Origin of the sequence: Rhodococcus sp. 4CII, assembly GCF_014256275.1 — a bacterium.
Lineage (GTDB): Bacteria > Actinomycetota > Actinomycetes > Mycobacteriales > Mycobacteriaceae > Rhodococcus_F > Rhodococcus_F wratislaviensis_A.
This window is the reverse complement of the sequence record NZ_JACCFE010000002.1, coordinates 3,676,179-3,695,448: the sequence shown is the minus strand read 5'-3', so window position 1 is coordinate 3,695,448 and position 19,270 is coordinate 3,676,179. Positions and strand designations below refer to the sequence as shown.

Below are 19,270 nucleotides of genomic sequence, written 5' to 3'. Positions count from 1 at the left end.
ATCCCTGTGGACAGAACGTGCAGAACTTCGAACAACCTCGAGTAGTCCACATGGGGGGCGATTCGGTCCTCGAGTTTGTCCTCGAGAATTCCCCATTCCTCGAGCCGGACCGACCAGCGTCTACAGCCGTTAGTCCACAGATTCCACAGGACCTAATAGTACTTCTCGTTAATTCTTATAGAAAACTCTTTGAAAACAGGGTTGGGGATCGTGTCGGTTCACAGGCCTCCGTCGGAGACTCGAGGACGGGACCGTTCGGCTTTCAAGTTCGTCCTCGAGGGCATACGGTTATGCATCGCCGCTCTGTGAAAGACTGCAGTGCTGTGGTCACGGTCCGACCGTGGCGATCAACCGTGCCTACCGAGAGGAACAACCCGGCGATGGAGCTTGGAAGCCTGAAGTTTCGTGTCTCCCGGGAAGAATTCGCTGATTCAGTGGCATGGGTCGCTCGCAGTCTGCCGTCACGGCCTCCGGTGCCGGTTCTGGGCGGTGTCCTCCTGGACGCGACCGAACAGGGGTTGACGGTTTCCGGATTCGACTACGAGGTATCGGCGCAGGTCAGGGTCGCAGCCGAGGTCGGTAGCGCCGGTCAGGTCCTGGTTTCGGGCAAACTGCTCGCCGACATCACGAAGTCGCTCCCCAACAAGCCGGTCGACGTGAATCTCGAGGGCACCCGCGTCCTGATCACCTGTGGAAGCGCCAAGTTCTCGCTGCCCACGATGCCGGTCGAGGACTACCCCCAGCTTCCGCAGTTGCCGCAGCAGACCGGATCGATCCCTGCCGACGTGTTCTCCGAGGCGATCAGCCAGGTCGCCGTCGCGGCGGGCAAGGACGACACCCTCCCGATGCTCACGGGCATCCGCGTCGAGATCGAGCGCAACGCCATCGTCCTCGCGGCCACCGACCGGTTCCGGCTCGCGGTTCGTGAACTCGAGTGGTCGCCGGCGAGCCCCGACACCACCGCAGCTGTCCTCATCCCCGCGAAGACGCTCTCCGAAGCCGCGAAAACACTTGCAGGAGATGCCACTTCGCCGGTCGAGCTGGCTCTCGGTTCGGGTTCCGCGGTGGGCAACGACGGACTCCTGGGCATCGTCAACGACGGTCGCCGCACCACCACCCGCCTGCTGGACGCCGAATTCCCGAAGTTCCGGCAGCTGCTGCCGTCCGAGCACACAGCGCTGGCCACGGTGGAGATCGCACCGCTCGTCGAGGCCATCAAGCGTGTGGCCCTCGTTGCCGAGCGTGGCGCGCAGGTCCGTCTGCAGTTCTCCACCGAGGGACTTCTCCTGTCCGCCGGCGGCGACGACGCGGGTCGCGCCGAGGAAGGCCTGAACGCGGTCTTCCAGGGCGAGCCGCTCACCATCGCCTTCAACCCCGGCTACTTGATCGACGGACTGTCTTCGCTGCACAGCGAGCAGGTGCTGTTCGGTTTCACGACCCCCAGCCGCCCGGCCGTGCTGCGTCCGGCCACCGAGGACGAGATCGAACCCGACGACTCCGGTAGCTTCGCGGCCCCGGAGAGCGCGTACACGTACCTGCTGATGCCGGTGCGTCTGCCGGGCTGAGTATTCGCGGAAGCGAAACCAGCACTGCCGAACGAAATCTCACGAGTGGACGGAGATCACGATGCAGATCGGGTTGGTCGGGCTCGGAAAGATGGGATTCAACATGCGCGAGCGGTTGCGCGCGCACGGGCACGAGGTGGTCGGCTACGATCCTCGCCCCGAGGTCACGGATGTGGCCTCCCTGGCCGAGCTCGCGCAACGACTCGAGTTCCCGCGGGTCGTGTGGGTGATGGTTCCGGCGGGAAAGATCACCCATGACACGGTCACCGAGCTGGCGTCGGTGCTCGAGACCGGCGACCTGGTGATCGACGGCGGCAACTCGAGATATACCGACGACAAGGTTCACGGTGAACTGCTGGGTTCCCGCGGCATCGGCTACCTCGACTGCGGTGTGTCCGGCGGGGTCTGGGGACTCGAGAACGGCTACGGGCTGATGGTCGGTGGGTCGGATGCGGACGTCGAGCGTGCGCTGCCGATCTTCGACGCTCTCCGGCCCGAGGGTGAGCGGGCGGACGGATTCGCCCACGCCGGACCGATCGGCGCAGGTCACTACGCGAAGATGATCCACAACGGCATCGAGTACGGGCTGATGCAGGCGTACGCCGAGGGCTACGAACTGCTCGAGGCCGAAGACCTCGTCACGGACGTCCACGCGGTGCTGCGGGCATGGTCGAAGGGCACGGTGGTGCGGTCGTGGCTGCTGGACCTCCTCGTCAAGGCGCTGGGTGAAGACCCCGATTTCGCCGAGATCTCCGGGTACACAGACGATTCCGGTGAGGGCAGGTGGACGGTGCTCGAGGCGATCGACCATGCCGTGCCCGCACCGGTGATCTCGGCCGCGCTGTTCGCGCGGTTCGCGTCCCGCCAGGACGATTCGCCCGCGATGAAGGCCGTGTCGGCGCTGCGCAACCAGTTCGGTGGTCACGCCGTGAAGAAGGCAGCGGGCGAGGCAGAAGCCGGTTCTGGAACGTAGGTGTTCGTTCGCGCCGTCTCGCTCAGAGATTTTCGTTCCTGGGATGCGCTCGGTCTCGAGTTGCGCCCGGGATGCACCGTCTTCGTCGGACCCAACGGTCACGGCAAGACGAACGTGCTCGAGGCGCTCGGCTATCTGTCCACCCTGTCATCACACCGGGTGAGTTCGGACGCCCCCCTGATCAGGTCGGGCACCGGTCAGGCGTTCGCGGGGGCCACCGTGGTCAACGCCGGGCGGGAACTGACCGTCGACCTCGAGTTGAACGACGGCAAATCGAACCGGGCGCGGATCAATCAGTCGCCCACCCGGCGGCCGCGGGAGATCCTGGGGATTCTGCAGACGGTGCTGTTCGCGCCGGAGGATCTGTCGCTCGTCCGCGGTGATCCCGGTGATCGCCGGCGATATCTCGACGAACTCCTCACGTCCCGCATCCCGCGGATGGCGGCGGTGCGCGCCGACTACGACCGGGTGCTGCGGCAGCGGTCGGCGCTGCTCAAGACGGCGGGCGGCGCGCTGCGCAGATCCGCACGCGGCGGGCGGCCGAACGAGGACGGTGCGAGTGCCCTTGCCACACTGGAAGTCTGGGATGGACACCTCGCCGCGCACGGGGCGCAGCTGCTCGCCGGGCGATTGGGCCTCGTCTACGATTTGGCCCCCCATCTGGCGGAGTCGTACCAGTCGCTGGCACCCGAGTCGCGGCCCGCAAGCATCCGGTACCGCTCGAGTCTCGGCTCCTCGCTGCCGCCGGACTACACCGACCCGGCGCGGGTGCCGGAAGCGGGCGACATCGCATTCCTCGAGGAGCGGTTCCTGAACGAGCTGTCCGTGATGCGATCCAAGGAGATCGAGCGGGGTGTGTGTCTCGTCGGACCGCATCGCGACGACCTCGAACTGCACCTCGGCGACACCCCGGCCAAGGGGTTCGCGAGTCACGGGGAGTCGTGGTCGTTCGCGCTGTCGCTGCGGCTGGCGGGATTCGCGTTGCTGCGTTCGGACGGCAGCGATCCCGTGCTCATGCTCGACGACGTGTTCGCCGAACTCGACCGGCGACGCCGCCGCGCGCTCGCGAAGGTTGCGTTGGACGCCGAACAGGTGCTGATTACGGCAGCCGTGCCGGAAGATGTACCGGACGAACTCGACGCCGTGCGATTCGGCGTCGAGGCCCGCGACACCGATCGTGGACGGATCTCACGCATAGTGGAAGAGACGGAGGACCACCATGACGGATGATTCCGAGCCCACGACATCCGCGGGCACACCCGAGCCGGAAGTGAAGGGAATCGATCTCGCCCGACGTGCCCTCGAGGAGGCGCGGGCCGCGGCGAAGGCGAGCGGAAAATCCGTCGGGCAGGGCCGTCGGTCGGGCACCGGTGTCCGGGCGCTGCGCGCGCGGCGTCGGCGGGGCTGGTCCGGTCCCGGTCCGGACGACCGTGACCCCCAGCCGTTCGGTGCGCTGACCAGCGCGCTCGCGAAACAACGGGGCTGGTCTCCGAAGGTGTCGGAGGGCACTGTGCTCGGGCGGTGGGTGCAGGTGGTCGGCGAGGACATCGCCGCGCACGCGGAACCGACCGGCCTGCGGGACGGGATCCTGAGCGTGTCCGCGGAGTCGACGGCGTGGGCGACGCAGCTCCGGATGATGCAGTCGCAGATTCTCGCGAAGATCGCCGCGGCGGTCGGCGACGGGGTGGTGAAGTCATTGCGGATCACCGGCCCGACCGCTCCGAGCTGGCGAAAAGGGGAACGACACATCCGAGGGCGCGGTCCCCGGGACACCTACGGGTAGGCCGGAGCGGGCGTTCGGTCCCTAGTTTTGTCTATTACCCAGTGTTACAGTTACCCCGAGTTGTTCGAGTGAACTGTGCCACAACCCTTCGTCGTGGCGCAGCGGCCGGCACGAAGGAGTAATGAGATGTCCGCCCCGACTGCACCCCGGAACCGGAATGCGATCCCCGAACCCGAGCACATCCTGCTGCAGGCCAGGAACGTCGAGTTCGACTGGTCGAACCTCCCGATGCACTGGATCCCGGGCGACCCGTTCAGCACGCACGTCCTCAATGTTCTGCACCTTCTCCTGCCGGCGGGCGAGGAGTGGTTCGTCGAGACGTTCAAAGAGGCCCTGCCGCTGATCGAGGACGAGCAACTCCGCGACGACGTCGTCGGATTCATCGGCCAGGAGGCGATGCACTCCAACGCCCACACCGGGGTGCTCGTGCACCTGAAGGAGAAGGGTCTCGACCCGACGCCCTTCACCGAGCAGATGGAATGGACATTCTCCAAGATCCTCGGACCGCGTCCCCTCACCGGCCTCCGCGAGAAGAACTACCTGATCGAGCGGCTGGCGGTCATCGCCGCCATCGAGCACATCACCGCATTCCTCGGCGACTGGGTACTCAACGCCGACGGCCTCGACCGCGCCGGCATGCACCCGACGATGCTCGACCTGCTGCGCTGGCACGGCGCCGAGGAGGTGGAACACCGCTCCGTCGCCTACGACGTCATGCGGTACTTCGACAAGCGTGAGTCCCGGCGGATCCGCACCCAGGTGATCGTGACCCCGGTCATCGTGTGGCTGTGGGTGCGCGGCACCCGGTTCCTCATGCGCAACGATCCCGAGCTCGCCCAGTGGTCGGCGCATCGGCGCAAGCCGCACCTGACCGACTTCTTCGCGGCCGGGAAACGCGGCACCCTGCCGACCGCGCGGGAGCTCGCGAAGCGGATGTCCACGTACTTCACGCGCACCTACCACCCGAGCAACGAGGGGTCGACGGCGCAGGCCGTGAAGTACCTGGCGTCCTCGCCGGCTGCCCAGGCGGCGGAGCGGTGAAACTCTCACACGTGCGGGAGGCCTTGACCGGGCAGGGGCTGCCCCGCTACGACGGTCCCCCGGACATCAAGGGGCGGCCGCGCCCGGATCGTGCCATGCGCATCACCGAGGCCGTCGCCGCCAAGTACCTCCGGGTCCTCACCGCGTACGAATACGACCCGGTGGTGGCCGGACACAACCCCGATGTCGCGATGACCCTGGTTGTATCCCATCGTGACGTCGTCGCGTCGGACGAGAATGTCGTCCAGCTGCGGTTCGAGGCCGCGAACGGTGCGGAACTGCCTGCGTGGCATCCGGGTTCGCACCTCGACTTCCATCTGCCGTCGGGGCTGCGCCGTCAGTACTCGCTGTGCGGCGATCCGTCCGATCGCACGGGCTACAGCGTGGCCGTGCGGGGGATCCCGGACGGAGGCGGCGGATCCCTCGAGATGCATGCCCTCGCACCCGGGGCGTCGGTGACGGTTCGCGGCCCGCGCAACGGATTTCCGTTCGTGGGCGAGGGGAGTGCGCTCTTCATCGCGGGTGGCATCGGCATCACGCCGATCCTGGCGATGGTACGGGCGGCACGGGAACTGGGGATGGACTGGCAGTTCGTGTATTCCGGGCGGTCCCGGGAGTCGATGCCCTTCCTCGACGAGATCGAAACCTTCGATCGGTCAAGGGTTTTCATACGACCCGACGACGAGTACGGACTTCCGGCCGCCGACGAGTTGCTGGAGCGTGCCGTGGTGGGCGGCGCCGTCTACTGCTGCGGACCGACACCGATGCTCGAGTCGGTACGCCGCGCATTCCCCGGAAGCCCGTCCACCGCATTGCATTTCGAACGATTCGGGGCGCCACCGGTACTCGACGGCACCGAGTTCGAGGTACAGCTCGTGAGCACGGGCGAGGTGCTCACCGTGCCCGCCGACGAATCCGCCCTGACGGCGATCCGGAAGACGATGCCCGGCGTGGGGTATTCGTGCCAACAGGGGTTCTGCGGAACCTGCCGGGTGAAGGTGCTCTCCGGCACCCCGGATCACCGGGAGACGCGGCTCACCGACGCCGAGCAGGAGAACGAGATGCTCATCTGCGTGTCCCGCGCCGACAGCGGCCGTCTCGTGCTCGACCTGTAGTTCCCCTCGATTCCCGACACACCGAACGATCTGAGGACACCCATGACTCCCTCCGCATCCGGCACCGCCCGGCGAATCACCAACGGTTCCGTCGACCTCGCCGTCTTCGAGGACGGCAACCCCGCAGGCGAGACGATCGTGCTGGTGCACGGCTGGCCCGACACCCACGACCTGTGGAGCAGGGTGGTGCCGTTCTTGAGCGAGCGGTTCCGGGTGGTCAGTTTCGACAGTCGCGGCGCAGGCCAGAGCACGGTCCCGGTCCGGGTCGAGGACTATCGGCTGCCCGCGATGGCCGGCGATCTCTTCGCGGTGATCGACGCCGTGAGCCCGGGCGAACCGGTGCACGTGCTCGCCCACGACTGGGGGTCGGTAGAGGCGTGGGAAGCGGTGTGCGAGCCGGGGGCACGCGCGCGGATCGCGTCGTTCACGTCGGTGTCCGGGCCCAACCTCGATCATCTCGGCAAGTGGATGCGCCGCCGCTTCGCGGACCGCAGCTTCGGTGGGCCGCTCGCCCAGGCGGTGGCGTCGGGATACACCGTTCTCTTCCAGATCCCCGGCCTCGCGACACTGCCACTGCGGCTGTGGTTCTCGCGGCACTGGCCGGCGTTCCTGAAATTCTTCGACCGTCTCGACCCCGCGCTGGTGCGTCCGGCGCCGACGCTGGCGGACGACATGGTCAACGGTCTCAAGCTGTACCGCGCGAACATCCGGACGTGCCTGCGGAAGCCCCGCGACCGGTACACGGACGTTCCCGTCCAGCTGATCCTGAACCGGAACGACAAGGCGGTGCGGCCCGTCGGATACGAGGACACCGAGAAGTGGGCGCCCGACCTGCGGCGGCGGGAGGTCGACGCCGGCCACTGGTCACCGATTTCCCACGCCGAGGACATCGCGCAACTCGCGGCGGAGTTCGTGCTGGACATCGGGGAGCGGCGGGTGGCCGATCTCTCCGACGGCCAGTCCGAGAGCGCTTCAGCCTAGGTTTTCACTCCCCAGACGCCCTGAAAATTCGCCTACGGGGCGCTCAGGGGTGTCATAGCACGCTCCTGGGCCCGGCGTACCAGTAAGATGGCCGAGGTAACTAGCGGCAAGATTCCCGATTCTCGTCTCCCGCGTGCCCGACCAGGGCGGTGGGCGCCTGCGTCGGGCATTGGACGGAGAAGGAGAGCTACCCACCCGTGGCTGCCCAGAAGTCAGACAAAAGCACCTCCAGCAAGGACTACGGCGCTTCTTCCATCACCGTCCTCGAGGGACTCGAAGCCGTTCGTAAGCGACCGGGTATGTACATCGGTTCCACCGGTGAACGCGGTCTGCACCACCTGATCTGGGAAGTCGTCGACAACTCCGTCGACGAGGCCATGGCCGGATACGCCAGCAAGGTCGAGATCACGCTTCTCGAAGACGGTGGCGTCCAGGTCGTCGACGACGGTCGAGGCATCCCCGTCGGGATGCACGCCTCCGGTGTCCCCACCGTCGAGGTCGTCCTCACCCAGCTGCACGCCGGCGGCAAGTTCGACTCCGACTCCTACGCCGTGTCCGGCGGTCTGCACGGTGTCGGTATCTCCGTCGTCAACGCGCTGTCCACCCGGCTCGAGGTCGACATCAAGCGCGACGGATTCCGCTGGACCCAGACGTACACCGACTCCAAGCCGGGCGAACTCGTCAAGGGCGAAGCCACCAAGGAGACGGGCACGACGGTCCGGTTCTGGGCCGATCCGAACATCTTCGAGACCACCACGTACAGCTTCGAGACGGTCGCACGCCGACTCCAGGAGATGGCCTTCCTCAACAAGGGCCTGACGATCACCCTCACCGACGAGCGCGTCAGCGACGCCGAGGTCACCGAAGAGGTCGTCAGCCAGGTCGCGGATGCCCCGAAGACGGCCGAGGACGAGTCCGCCGCCGCGGATGCGCCGGCCGTGCACAAGGTGAAGACCCGCGTCTACCACTACCCGGGCGGTCTCGAGGACTACGTGCGGCACATCAACCGCACGAAGCAGCCGATCCACAACTCCGTCGTCGGTTTCACCGCGAAGGGCACCGGTCACGAACTCGAGATCGCGATGCAGTGGAACTCCGGCTACTCGGAGTCGGTCCACACGTTCGCGAACACGATCAACACCCACGAGGGCGGCACCCACGAAGAGGGCTTTCGCTCGGCTCTGACGGCGACGGTCAACAAGTACGCGCTCGACAAGAAGCTCCTCAAGGAGAAGGACCCGAAGCTCACCGGCGACGACATCCGTGAGGGTCTCGCGGCGATCATCTCCGTGAAGGTGGGTGAACCGCAGTTCGAGGGTCAGACGAAGACGAAGCTCGGAAATACCGAGGTCCGGTCGTTCGTCCAGAAGGCGAGCAACGAGCACCTGTCGCACTGGTTCGAGGCGAACCCGGCCGACGCGAAGACCATCGTGAACAAGGCCGTGTCGTCGGCACAGGCACGCGTCGCCGCCCGCAAGGCCCGCGAACTGGTGCGCCGCAAGAGCGCCACCGATCTCGGCGGTCTGCCCGGCAAGCTCGCCGACTGCCGGTCCAACGACCCGAGCAAGTCCGAGATCTACATCGTGGAGGGTGACTCCGCAGGCGGCTCGGCGAAGTCCGGCCGCGACTCGATGTACCAGGCGATCCTCCCGCTGCGCGGAAAGATCATCAACGTCGAGAAGGCGCGCATCGACCGTGTGCTGAAGAACACCGAAGTCCAGTCGATCATCACCGCGTTCGGCACGGGGATCCACGACGAATTCGACATCGCGAAGCTGCGGTACCACAAGATCGTGCTGATGGCCGACGCCGACGTCGACGGCCAGCACATCGCAACGCTGCTGCTCACGCTGCTGTTCCGGTTCATGCGGCCGCTGGTCGAGCACGGCCACGTGTACCTCGCGCAGCCGCCGCTGTACAAGCTGAAGTGGCAGCGCAGCGACCCGGAGTTCGCGTACTCCGACCGCGAGCGCGACGTTCTGGTCAAGGCCGGCCTCGAGTCGGGCAAGAAGATCAACAAGGACGACGGCATCCAGCGTTACAAAGGTCTCGGCGAGATGAACGCCAAGGAACTGTGGGAGACCACGATGGATCCGTCGGTGCGCGTCCTGCGTCTGGTGACGCTCGACGACGCCGCGGCAGCCGACGAACTGTTCAGCGTCCTCATGGGTGAGGACGTGGAGGCTCGGCGGAGTTTCATCACCCGCAACGCGAAGGATGTCCGCTTCCTGGACGTCTAGGTATCGCGCGCAAGAGAATACGGATTCGTGCAGCCACCGGTGGTCGGAAGACGCCGGTGGCTGTTCCCGTCCTCGGTGGATCCGCGGGCCGGGGAGCCCGCGAATCCGTCCTCGACTGTGAACCGCGATTCTGTGTAGCCTGGTCGGCTGATCCACCCCCGTCGGCGACGTATGGGATCAGTGGTGCGCATGTTACTCGAAAGTAAGGATCGGGGAATTTCTGTGGTAAGAACGTTCCCGATGAGGATGTGATGAACTCGTTACATTTCGACAACGGTGCGTCGGGCAGCGCGACTGATCGAACACTTTCCTCTGTCGACGCGTGTCGTCCCGGCCAGTACGTCTGCCGTGCCGTGGGCGTGGTCACGAGCACAGATCGGCGAGTTATGACTGGTTGGAAAGGAAGCGTGGGATGAGCGACGATTCGCCGCCCCGGGCAAAGTTCTGGGATATCGAGGGTTGGGGCCTGCGGTGGAAGGTCACCGCGGTTCTCGCAGTTCCCGTCACCGTCGCCATGGTGCTCGGCGGGCTCCGTGTGCAGGGCGAACTGAGCAACGCCGTCCACTTCACCGAGGCGGCCGACCAGATCGTCGTCGTCCCGGACATCGTGGCCCTCGAGGCCTCGATGGGCACCGTGACCAGTGGTTACGCCTCGGGCACCCTCACCAAGGACGACCGGGCGGACGCGGAATCCCTGATGGACGCCGTGTCCGAACAGGCCCGCAACCCCGAACTGGATCCGGCCGTCGCCAGCTCCATCAACCAGACCGTCTCGGACGGCCGGGCCCTGCTGAATCTGATGGATTCGCCGGGTGTCGCCACCGACCTGCTCGCCGAACGCCAGCGCGCGTTCGCCGCGGACTTCATCCGCGAGGTCGACGACATCGTGCGCCCCATCGAGGACAGTGAGGTCGTCGACAAGGGCTACCAGCTGACCAACGCGTGGCAGGCGCAGCGCCGCCTGTTCGACCAGGCCATGGGTCTCGTCATCGTGAAGGACGCCTACGCCGCTCCCGACGGACGGGAGAAGGCGCGGACGGGCAACATCCCCACGTCCGCCGTCGTCGCGGCCGCCGGCGCCGAGTCGAGCCTCCTCGACGTCCTCGACCGGTACTACCCGAAGGGCGATGCCCGCCTCGAGACGCTGAGAAACAACATCGCCGCCCGCAACGCCCTCATCGACCAGGGTCTGGCGGACGCGTCGCGCGGCGGGGTGCTGCCCATTCTGCAGCTGCGGTCCTCGCTCATCGCGAGCCGTGACGTCTATCAGGAGCTCACCAGCGAAGCGGCGAAGGACATCGCGTCCACCGTGCAGGTCCGCGCGGCCGAGACCCGGTCCGCCGCGCTGCGTGACACCGCGATCGTCCTCGGCACGCTGCTCGCGGCGCTCGTTCTCGCGCTCCTCGTGTCCCGTTCGCTGATCGGCCCGATCCGCCGCCTGCGCTACGGCGCGCTGAAGGCCGCCCGCCGCGACCTCCCGGACGCGATCGAGCAGATCAAGGCCAGCGACGATCCGCGGGCGCTGTCGTTCGAGCCGGTGGCCGTGCACTCCTCCGAGGAGATCGGCCAGCTCGCCCGCGCCGTGGACGACATCCACGGGCAGGCGCTCAAGCTCGCCGGTGAGCAGGCGCAACTCCGCCTGCAGATCAACGACATGTTCGAGACGCTCGCGCGGCGAAGCAAGTCGCTGGTGGACCAGCAGCTCGGCCTGATCGAGAATCTCGAGTTCGAGGAGAAGGACCCGAAGCGTCTCGAGAGTCTGTTCCGGCTCGACCACCTGGCCGCCCGTATGCGGCGGAACGGCGAGAACCTGCTGATTCTGGCCGGTACCCGCGTACGTCGGTCGCAGGCGGCGCCGATCCCGCTCGGTGACGTGCTGCGTGCGGCGATCTCCGAGGTCGAGGACTACCAGCGTGTGCAGATGGGCGCCACCCCCGAGGGTGCGCTCAGCGGAACGGTCGTCACCGACGTCGTCCACCTGCTTGCCGAACTGGTCGACAACTCGCTGCGCGCCTCGCCGCCCGACACGGCGGTGACGTTCAGCTTCGCCCGCGCCGTGGACGGGGGAGTGCTGCTCGAGATCGCGGACCGCGGCATCGGTATCCCGGCCGACGACATGCGGGCCGTCAACGAGCGCCTGGCGTCCGGTGGCGAGGTCGGTCCCGAGACCGCGCGTCATATGGGTCTGTTCGTCGTGAGCCGGCTCGCGAAGCGGCACGGCCTGACCGTGCGCCTGCGGTCGACGTTCGACACCGCGCGGAACCCCGGCGTGACCGTCAGCATTCATATTCCGAACGCGCTGATCGTCTCGCAGGCCGCCCGGCAGGACACTGGATCGCAGCGGAAGATCCCCGCGGCACCGGTTCGCACCGCCATCCCGGCGCCCGCGGCTCCCACGCCGCGGAAGGACAACGGGCAGCAGGCGACCCGCAACGGGCTGCCGGTCCGCACCCCGTCCACGCCGTCCGCACCGAGCCCAGCTCCCGCGAGTGCGGTGACCACGGCCTCCGGCACGAGCCTGCCCCGGCGTCAGCCCGGTGCCAGTGGCATCGCGGCCGGCGCAGGGTCGTCGGCAAGCACTCCGGCCGCGCAGTCCCTGGACACTGTCACCGTCCGAGGCTCCGGAGCGATGCCGAAGCTGCCCGTGCGGCGACCGCAGGCGACTCCGGACAAAGCTTCGGACAAAGCTTCGGACAAGGCATCGGCGGAATCGCAACCGCTGCATGCACCGCAGGCCCCGCGCAGCGAGAACCGCGCCGAGACGCGAAACGTGGAGCCGTCGGCGTCCCCGTCGCGGGACGGCGACGACCAGGCACCGGTGCGGCACCGCTACCGCACGAACTCGGTGAAGACCGCGTCGTTCTTCCAGTCGCGGATCGACCCGCCCCCAACCGAGGCGGCACCCCGCCCCGGCGGCGGCACCCCGATCTTCTCCGACATGGTGTCCGACTGGCTGACCGATCCGACCGGGGCCGAAGGCGCACCGGGTGTCTGGCACTCCGCCGGCGACGCCGGATGGTCCGCCGCGGAACGGATCAGTGAGACCCCGGTCGAGGTCGACCCCGAGATCGGTCTGCCGAAGCGGCGACCCGGCGACCGCCTGGTTCCCGGCACCGTGGAAGGCGCGCACAATACGGGGACACTGCGCCGCGTGCGTGACCCTGAGACAATTCGCGCCAATCTCAGTCGTCACCAGCAGGGCGTCCGAAACGGCAGGGCCACGAGGCTCGCGGAACGTAACAGCATTGAAGGAGACCGATGAACACCGCTCATGGATCCGACGTCACGCGTCCTCTCGACTGGTTGGTGTCGAACTTCGCCAGTGACGTCCCCGGTGTCTCCCACGCCGTCCTGGTATCCGCGGACGGTCTCCTGATGGCGGCCAGCGCCCACCTCCCGATCGACCGGGCCGAGCAGCTCGCCGCGGTCACGTCCGGGCTGGCCAGCCTCTCGGCCGGCGTGTCCCGGTTGTTCGAAGGCGGCGGAGTGCTGCAGTCGGTGGTCGAGATGCAGCACGGGTACCTGCTGCTCATGAGCGTCGGGGACGGCTCCCACCTCGCGACGCTCACCGACGCCGAGTGCGACATCGGGCAGGTCGGCTACGAGATGGCGATCCTGGTCGACCGTGTCGGCGCATCGGTGCAGGCCACGGCCCGCACCCCGCAGGGTCTCTGACCAGACCATGCCCATGGACGATCACCACTCGGAGCGGTCGGGCCCGAACATCGTGCGCCCGTACTCGCTCACGTCGGGCCGCACCCGGCCCGCGGTCGAGCTCGCGCTCGAGGCGTTGATTCAGGCACTCCCGCAGTCGGTGGACCGGCAGTGGGAGCTCGACGACGTCAACGCCGCGATCGTGGCGTTGTGTCAGCAGTCGCCTTCGGTCGCCGAGATCGCCGCCCGTGTGGGTGTGCCGCTCGGAGTGGCACGCGTCCTCGTCGCCGACCTCGTCGAGTCCGGGCATCTGCAGATCCTGGCCACCCTGAAGGAAGACTCGACCGACTCCGAACGTCGTGAACTCATCGAAAGGGTCCTCAGTGGACTTCGCGAAATCTGATCCCCGCAATCGGGTGACCTCGACCAAGATCGTGATAGCCGGCGGGTTCGGCGTCGGCAAGACCACGCTGGTCGGGGCTGTCTCCGAAATCGTCCCGCTGCGCACCGAGGCGCTCGTGACCAACGCCAGCGACGGCGTCGACAACCTGGCTGCCACCCCGCAGAAGGGCACGACCACCGTCGCGATGGACTTCGGTCGCATCAGCCTGGCCGACGACCTGGTGCTGTACCTGTTCGGCACCCCCGGCCAGCACCGGTTCTGGTTCATGTGGGACGACCTGATCCGCGGCGCGATCGGCGCGATCGTCCTGATCGACACCCGCCGGCTGGACGAGAGTTTCGCGGCGGTCGACTTCTTCGAGGCCCGGCAGTTGCCGTTCCTCGTCGCGATCAACGAATTCGACGACGCCCCCCGGTACCCCATCGAGGACATCCGCGCCGCCCTCGCGATCTCCGAGGACGTGCCGATCATCCCGATCGACGCGCGCGACCGGGAATCGGCGAAACGCGCTCTGGTGGCGATCACCGAATACGCACTGACCAGGCTCCACACGGCCGCGTACTGAGGATTCGAACATGTCGGACGACTTGCAGCACTTCTCCATGGGCACCTGGATCGCCGCCCTCGCCGCGGTCACGGCGTTCATCGGCGTCTTCGTCGGTATCGCCGCCGCCCGCAAGGCGGTGATCGCACCGAACCCGCGGCAGCGGTATCTCTGGCTGGGGTGGGGCGCGTTGTCGATCGGGGGTATCGGCGCCTGGCTGCCGCACTACATCGCGATGGTCGGGTTCGAGGTGTACGGCAGCGTGGTGCGTTACGACGTCCTGTGGATCGTGATCTCGTTCGTGGTGCCCGTCGCGGCCGCCGCGGTGGCGTTGCTGATGGTCAGCCCGCCGCCGACGAAACACCGGATGCCGAACTCGTCGGTGGAGATGGGCCGCCTCGCCGGCGGTGCGGTGCTCCTCGCCGTCGGTTTCGCCGGCATGCACCTCGCGATCGTCGCCTCCCTCGAGATCCAGGGCTCGGTGGACTCCGACCCCCTGTACACCGCCGCCGCGTCGCTGATCGGCCTGCTGGTGGGAGCCGGAATCATGTGGTCGATCTCGGCCCTCGAATCCCGCACGCTCCGTCTGATCGCATCGGTGGTCGTGGCGGTCGGACTGGTCGCCATGCATTACACCGGGGTGTTCGGGCTGAGCGCCACCGTCGACCCGGCCGTGGCGCGCCCGGACGGACTCGAGGTGTTCTCGATCCTGTTCCCCGTCTTCGTGCTCGGCATGCTCGTGGTGACCATCCCCATCACGGCGCTGCTGATGGCCCCCGACCGCGTGGCCGCCGAACTAGAGCTCGAGGCCGACATGCTCGCGGCGGAATCGCTCGCCGCCGAATCTCGGGGCAGAGAGCTCGAACTCCGGTAATCGGGCAACTCTCGAGGCACCGATTCCTCGGCGCACCCGAGTCCTTCCGCCTCACAGCTGACCTGCACCTATAGACTCGGGTGGTTGCGCGACGTCGTGCAGGACCGCTCGTCCGCGAGGAGACGTCAAGCCGAGTAGAAGAAGGAGCTCATGACTGACACAACGTTGCCGCCGGAGGGACCGGGGCACGACCGCATCGAGCCCGTCGACATTCAGCAGGAGATGCAGAGCAGCTACATCGATTACGCGATGAGCGTGATCGTGGGTCGTGCGCTGCCCGACGTGCGGGACGGCCTCAAGCCGGTGCACCGCCGTGTTCTGTACGCGATGTACGACAACGGGTACCGGCCCGACCGCGGTTATGTGAAGTCTGCGCGACCGGTCGCCGAGACGATGGGTAACTACCACCCGCACGGTGACTCCTCGATCTACGACACCCTCGTCCGCATGGCCCAGCCGTGGTCGCTGCGGTACCCGCTCGTCGACGGTCAGGGCAATTTCGGTTCCCGCGGCAATGACGGCGCCGCCGCCATGCGGTACACCGAGTGCCGGCTGACTCCGCTCGCCATGGAAATGCTCCGGGAGATCGACCACGAGACGGTCGATTTCACGCCGAACTACGACGGTCGTACACAGGAACCGTCAGTTCTCCCCAGCCGTATCCCCAACCTGTTGATCAATGGCTCCGGCGGCATCGCCGTCGGTATGGCCACCAACATCCCGCCGCACAACCTGGGTGAGGTCGCCGAGGCCATCTACTGGGCCCTCGACAACTGGGAAGCCGACGAGGAATCCACCCTCACCGCGGTCATGGAACGCGTGAAGGGTCCCGACTTCCCGACGCACGGCCTGATCGTCGGTGGTCAGGGCATCCACGATGCCTACACCACCGGACGCGGTTCGGTCCGCATGCGCGGCGTCGTGGAGATCGAGGAGGACGCCAAGGGGCGCACCACGATCGTCATCACCGAACTGCCGTACCAGGTGAACCCCGACAACCTGATCACGTCCATCGCCGAGCAGGTGCGGGACGCGAAGATCGCCGGCATCTCCGACATCCACGACGAGTCCTCGGACCGTGCGGGCATGCGCATCGTCGTCACCGTCAAGCGTGACGCGGTCGCGAAGGTCGTGCTCAACAACCTGTACAAGCACACGCAGCTGCAGACCAGCTTCGGTTGCAACATGCTGTCCATCGTCGACGGCGTGCCGCGCACCCTGCGCCTCGACCAGATGATCCGGCTCTACGTCGCCCACCAGGTCGAGGTCATCCGCAGGCGCACCGAGTACCTGCTTCGCAAGGCCGAGGAACGCGCTCACATCCTGCGCGGACTGGTCAAGGCGCTCGACGCCCTCGACGAGGTCATCGCCCTGATCCGGGCGTCGCAGACCGTCGACATCGCCCGTGCGGGCCTGATCGAGCTCCTCACGGTCGACGAGATCCAGGCCGACGCGATCCTGGCGATGCAGCTGCGTCGCCTCGCCGCTCTCGAGCGGCAGAAGATCATCGACGAACTCGCCGAGATCGAGCGGGAGATCGCCGACCTCAAGGACATCCTCGAGAAGCCGGAGCGTCAGCGCCGGATCGTCCGCGACGAGCTGAAGGAAATCGTCGACAAGCACGGCGACGACCGCCGCACCCGCATCATCGCGGCCGACGGTGACGTGGCCGACGAGGATCTGATCGCGCGCGAGGACGTGGTCGTCACGATCACCGAGACCGGCTACGCCAAGCGCACCAAGACCGACCTGTACCGCTCGCAGAAGCGCGGCGGCAAGGGTGTGCAGGGCGCCGGGCTGAAGCAGGACGACATCGTGTCGCACTTCTTCGTCAGCTCCACGCACGACTGGCTGCTGTTCTTCACGACGAAGGGCCGCGTGTACCGGGCCAAGGCCTACGAGCTGCCGGAAGCGAGCCGCACGGCGCGCGGGCAGCACGTGGCCAACCTGCTCGCGTTCCAGCCCGACGAGCGCATCCAGAGCGTCATCCAGATCAAGACGTACGAGGACGCCCCCTACCTCGTTCTCGCCACCCGCAACGGCCTGGTGAAGAAGTCGAAGCTCACCGACTTCGACTCGAACCGCAGCGGCGGCATCGTCGCGATCAACCTGCGCGGCGAGGACGAACTGGTGGGCGCGGTGCTCTGCTCCTCCGACGACGACCTGCTGCTCGTCTCTGCACAGGGACAGTCGATCCGGTTCTCCGCGACCGACGAGGCGCTGCGTCCGATGGGTCGCGCCACGTCCGGTGTCCAGGGCATGCGATTCAACGGCGACGACGAACTGCTGTCGCTGAACGTGGTGCGGGAAGGGACCTACCTGCTGGTGGCGACGTCGGGCGGCTACTCGAAGCGCACCGGCATGGAGGACTACCCGGTCCAGGGACGCGGCGGAAAGGGTGTGCTCACGATTCAATACGACAAGAAACGTGGCACCCTGGTCGGAGCGCTCATCGTGAACGACGACGACGAGCTCTACGCGATCACGTCGGGCGGTGGCGTCATCCGCACCGCCGCCAGGCAGGTCCGCAAGGCCGGTCGCCAGACCAAGGGCGTCCGTTTGATGAACCTCGGGGAAGGCGACAACCTGCTCGCGATCGCGCGCAATGCCGACGAACCGGACGAGACCGATGACAACGCCGAGAGCAGCGGCAAAGGAGCTAAGGAGTCCTAGTGAGCACTCCCAACCAGCCAGGCAGTGACCGGCCGAATCCGGGTTCCGCCGGGTCGACGACCGACAAGCAGGCCACCCGCACCCCGCAGAACGGGTCTGCGCGACCGAACCCGCAGCAGGGTTCGGCGCCGCAGGGGCCGCAGGCGTCCACCGGTCGTGGCCCCGCTCCGGCAGGGCCGGCTGCCCGGCCGGGCAGTGCTCCCGACGCGAGACCGGCCGATCCGGCCCGGTCTCCGTCGACGCCCCAGCACCAGGGTCCGCGCACGCAGACCCCGCAGGGCCGGCCGGTGCCGTCCCCGCAGCAGGGGCACGCTCCGACTCCACACACTCCCGGGCACCAGGGCCCGCCGCAGCAGGCTCCCGGTAACCGGGCGCCCGCGGGTGGTGCGCCCACCGAGTCCCGGGGAAATCAGGCGCCGCCGTGGCAGCGGGGAATGCAGCGGGAGCCGCAGACCAACCTGAAACGGCCGCTGCAGGGCGGGGCCAAGCAGGGCCCGCGCACGGAGGGTCAACCGAACCCGGCGGCCGCCGCGGGCACGGCTGCCGCGGCGGGTGCCGCCGGTGCTGCCGCAGCGAAGGCTGCCGGCGGTCCGGACGTCCAGACGGCGCCGACGCAGAAGTCGCCCAGCCAGGGCACTCGGAGTCAGCAGGGCACTCAGGGTCAGCGGCCGCAGGGCGCACCGAACGCCGGTGTCCCCACCCAGGCCGTGCCCACGCAGAAATCGCCCGCACAGAAGCCGGTGAACGGTCAGTCCGCGCCGAAGCAGGAGTCGCAGACCCGCCCGTCCTCGTCGGCCGCCACAACCGCTGTCGGTGCGGTCTCCGGCGCGGCTGCGGCCGGTGCCGTCACGCAGCGGGAATCCGCCAAGGCGAAGGCGTCCGCGATCGACGGACCCACCCGGCACATCAACCGCGACGTGCTTCCCAAGGACATGCCGGACCTCTCCGAGGCCAAGCATCCGCTGCCCGGGGCGGCGCCGACGGGACAGCAGCCCAAGGTGGCGGTGGCCCCGCAGCGGGTCGAGGAGGGCGAGGCGCTCCGCGCGACGGTGCAGGTCCGCAAGATCGACCCGTGGTCGACGCTGAAGATCTCGTCCGTCATCTCGGTGTCGCTGTTCTTCGTGTGGATGGTGGCCGTCGGCCTGCTGTACGTCGTTCTGGACGGGATGGGCGTGTGGGACCGGCTGAACAGTGCCTTCACCGACATCGTCGCCGAGTCGAGCTCTGACGGCCTCGTGACGGCCGGGCAGGTCTTCGGCTACGCCGCCGTAATCGGACTCGCGAACATGGTGTTGTTCACCGCACTCGCGACCATCGGCGCGTTCATCTACAACCTGTGTTCCGACCTCGTCGGTGGCGTCGAAGTGACGCTCGCGGATCGGGACTGAGCGCGGAAAAGCACGATGGCTGAGCTGGGAAAAGAG

The 19,270-nt window shown here is 67.5% G+C and carries 14 protein-coding genes and 1 pseudogene; all 15 read left to right on the top strand.

All coding sequences use genetic code 11. The features are described 5' to 3' along the window. Window positions 1-380: 380 nt before the first annotated feature. The 15 genes and pseudogenes from dnaN (at window position 381) to H0B43_RS42860 (ending at window position 19,234) form a co-directional block, all read left to right on the top strand. Window positions 381-1,565 carry a DNA polymerase III subunit beta gene (gene dnaN, locus H0B43_RS17895; RefSeq protein ID WP_185726705.1) on the top strand — a complete coding sequence of 395 codons (1,185 nt, stop codon included), beginning with the start codon at window positions 381-383 and terminating at the stop codon, window positions 1,563-1,565. Between the two features lie 40 nt (window positions 1,566-1,605). Next, window positions 1,606-2,538: pseudogene (gnd, locus tag H0B43_RS17890) on the top strand (phosphogluconate dehydrogenase (NAD(+)-dependent, decarboxylating)); the annotation flags it as partial. Further along, a complete protein-coding gene (gene recF, locus H0B43_RS17885) occupies window positions 2,539-3,768 on the top strand; it encodes a DNA replication/repair protein RecF (protein ID WP_185726707.1) in 1,230 nt (409 codons plus the stop codon). Beyond that, entirely contained in the window at window positions 3,758-4,321 is a 564-nt protein-coding gene (locus H0B43_RS17880; protein WP_185726708.1) for a DUF721 family protein, read from the top strand. The genes recF and H0B43_RS17880 overlap by 11 nt, the downstream gene beginning before the upstream one ends. 126 nt (window positions 4,322-4,447) lie before the next feature. After that, a complete protein-coding gene (locus tag H0B43_RS17875) occupies window positions 4,448-5,362 on the top strand; it encodes a metal-dependent hydrolase (RefSeq protein ID WP_185726709.1) in 915 nt (304 codons plus the stop codon). Further along, entirely contained in the window at window positions 5,359-6,477 is a 1,119-nt protein-coding gene (locus H0B43_RS17870) for a PDR/VanB family oxidoreductase (RefSeq protein WP_185726710.1), read from the top strand. Before H0B43_RS17875 ends, H0B43_RS17870 begins: the two co-directional genes overlap by 4 nt. 42 nt (window positions 6,478-6,519) lie before the next feature. Continuing rightward, complete coding sequence (locus H0B43_RS17865; RefSeq protein WP_185726711.1) at window positions 6,520-7,458, top strand: alpha/beta fold hydrolase; 939 nt, start codon at window positions 6,520-6,522, stop codon at window positions 7,456-7,458. Window positions 7,459-7,655: 197 nt separating this feature from the next. Beyond that, window positions 7,656-9,698, top strand: coding sequence for a DNA topoisomerase (ATP-hydrolyzing) subunit B (gene gyrB / locus H0B43_RS17860; RefSeq protein ID WP_185726712.1), 2,043 nt, complete (start codon window positions 7,656-7,658; stop codon window positions 9,696-9,698). Between the two features lie 412 nt (window positions 9,699-10,110). After that, entirely contained in the window at window positions 10,111-12,960 is a 2,850-nt protein-coding gene (locus tag H0B43_RS17855) for a sensor histidine kinase (RefSeq protein ID WP_185726713.1), read from the top strand. Continuing rightward, window positions 12,957-13,373, top strand: coding sequence for a roadblock/LC7 domain-containing protein (locus H0B43_RS17850; protein WP_005249096.1), 417 nt, complete (start codon window positions 12,957-12,959; stop codon window positions 13,371-13,373). The genes H0B43_RS17855 and H0B43_RS17850 overlap by 4 nt, the downstream gene beginning before the upstream one ends. Window positions 13,374-13,380: 7 nt before the next feature. Next, on the top strand, window positions 13,381-13,755 hold the full coding sequence (locus H0B43_RS17845; protein ID WP_185726714.1) for a DUF742 domain-containing protein: 375 nt from the start codon (window positions 13,381-13,383) through the stop codon (window positions 13,753-13,755). A gap of 13 nt (window positions 13,756-13,768) precedes the next feature. Next, complete coding sequence (locus H0B43_RS17840) at window positions 13,769-14,320, top strand: ATP/GTP-binding protein (protein WP_312033708.1); 552 nt, start codon at window positions 13,769-13,771, stop codon at window positions 14,318-14,320. Window positions 14,321-14,330: 10 nt separating this feature from the next. Beyond that, entirely contained in the window at window positions 14,331-15,173 is an 843-nt protein-coding gene (locus tag H0B43_RS17835) for an MHYT domain-containing protein (RefSeq protein WP_185726716.1), read from the top strand. A gap of 150 nt (window positions 15,174-15,323) precedes the next feature. Next, window positions 15,324-17,846 (top strand): DNA gyrase subunit A, encoded by a 2,523-nt coding sequence (gyrA, locus tag H0B43_RS17830; RefSeq protein ID WP_185726717.1) that lies wholly within the window; start codon window positions 15,324-15,326, stop codon window positions 17,844-17,846. Beyond that, window positions 17,846-19,234: a DUF3566 domain-containing protein gene (locus H0B43_RS42860; protein WP_312033709.1), complete on the top strand. Its 1,389-nt coding sequence runs from the start codon at window positions 17,846-17,848 to the stop codon at window positions 19,232-19,234. The genes gyrA and H0B43_RS42860 overlap by 1 nt, the downstream gene beginning before the upstream one ends. Window positions 19,235-19,270 lie beyond the last annotated feature (36 nt).

What these genes read in the sequence shown, in the direction of transcription:
- gyrA (WP_185726717.1), top strand. Translation starts at nt 15,324, where the DNA reads ATGACTGACACAACGTTGCCGCCGGAGGGACCGGGGCACGACCGCATC.
- H0B43_RS17850 (WP_005249096.1), top strand. Translation starts at nt 12,957, where the DNA reads ATGAACACCGCTCATGGATCCGACGTCACGCGTCCTCTCGACTGGTTG.
- H0B43_RS17855 (WP_185726713.1), top strand. Translation starts at nt 10,111, where the DNA reads ATGAGCGACGATTCGCCGCCCCGGGCAAAGTTCTGGGATATCGAGGGT.
- H0B43_RS17865 (WP_185726711.1), top strand. Translation starts at nt 6,520, where the DNA reads ATGACTCCCTCCGCATCCGGCACCGCCCGGCGAATCACCAACGGTTCC.
- dnaN (WP_185726705.1), top strand. Translation starts at nt 381, where the DNA reads ATGGAGCTTGGAAGCCTGAAGTTTCGTGTCTCCCGGGAAGAATTCGCT.
- H0B43_RS17845 (WP_185726714.1), top strand. Translation starts at nt 13,381, where the DNA reads ATGCCCATGGACGATCACCACTCGGAGCGGTCGGGCCCGAACATCGTG.
- H0B43_RS17875 (WP_185726709.1), top strand. Translation starts at nt 4,448, where the DNA reads ATGTCCGCCCCGACTGCACCCCGGAACCGGAATGCGATCCCCGAACCC.
- H0B43_RS17835 (WP_185726716.1), top strand. Translation starts at nt 14,331, where the DNA reads ATGTCGGACGACTTGCAGCACTTCTCCATGGGCACCTGGATCGCCGCC.
- H0B43_RS17880 (WP_185726708.1), top strand. Translation starts at nt 3,758, where the DNA reads ATGACGGATGATTCCGAGCCCACGACATCCGCGGGCACACCCGAGCCG.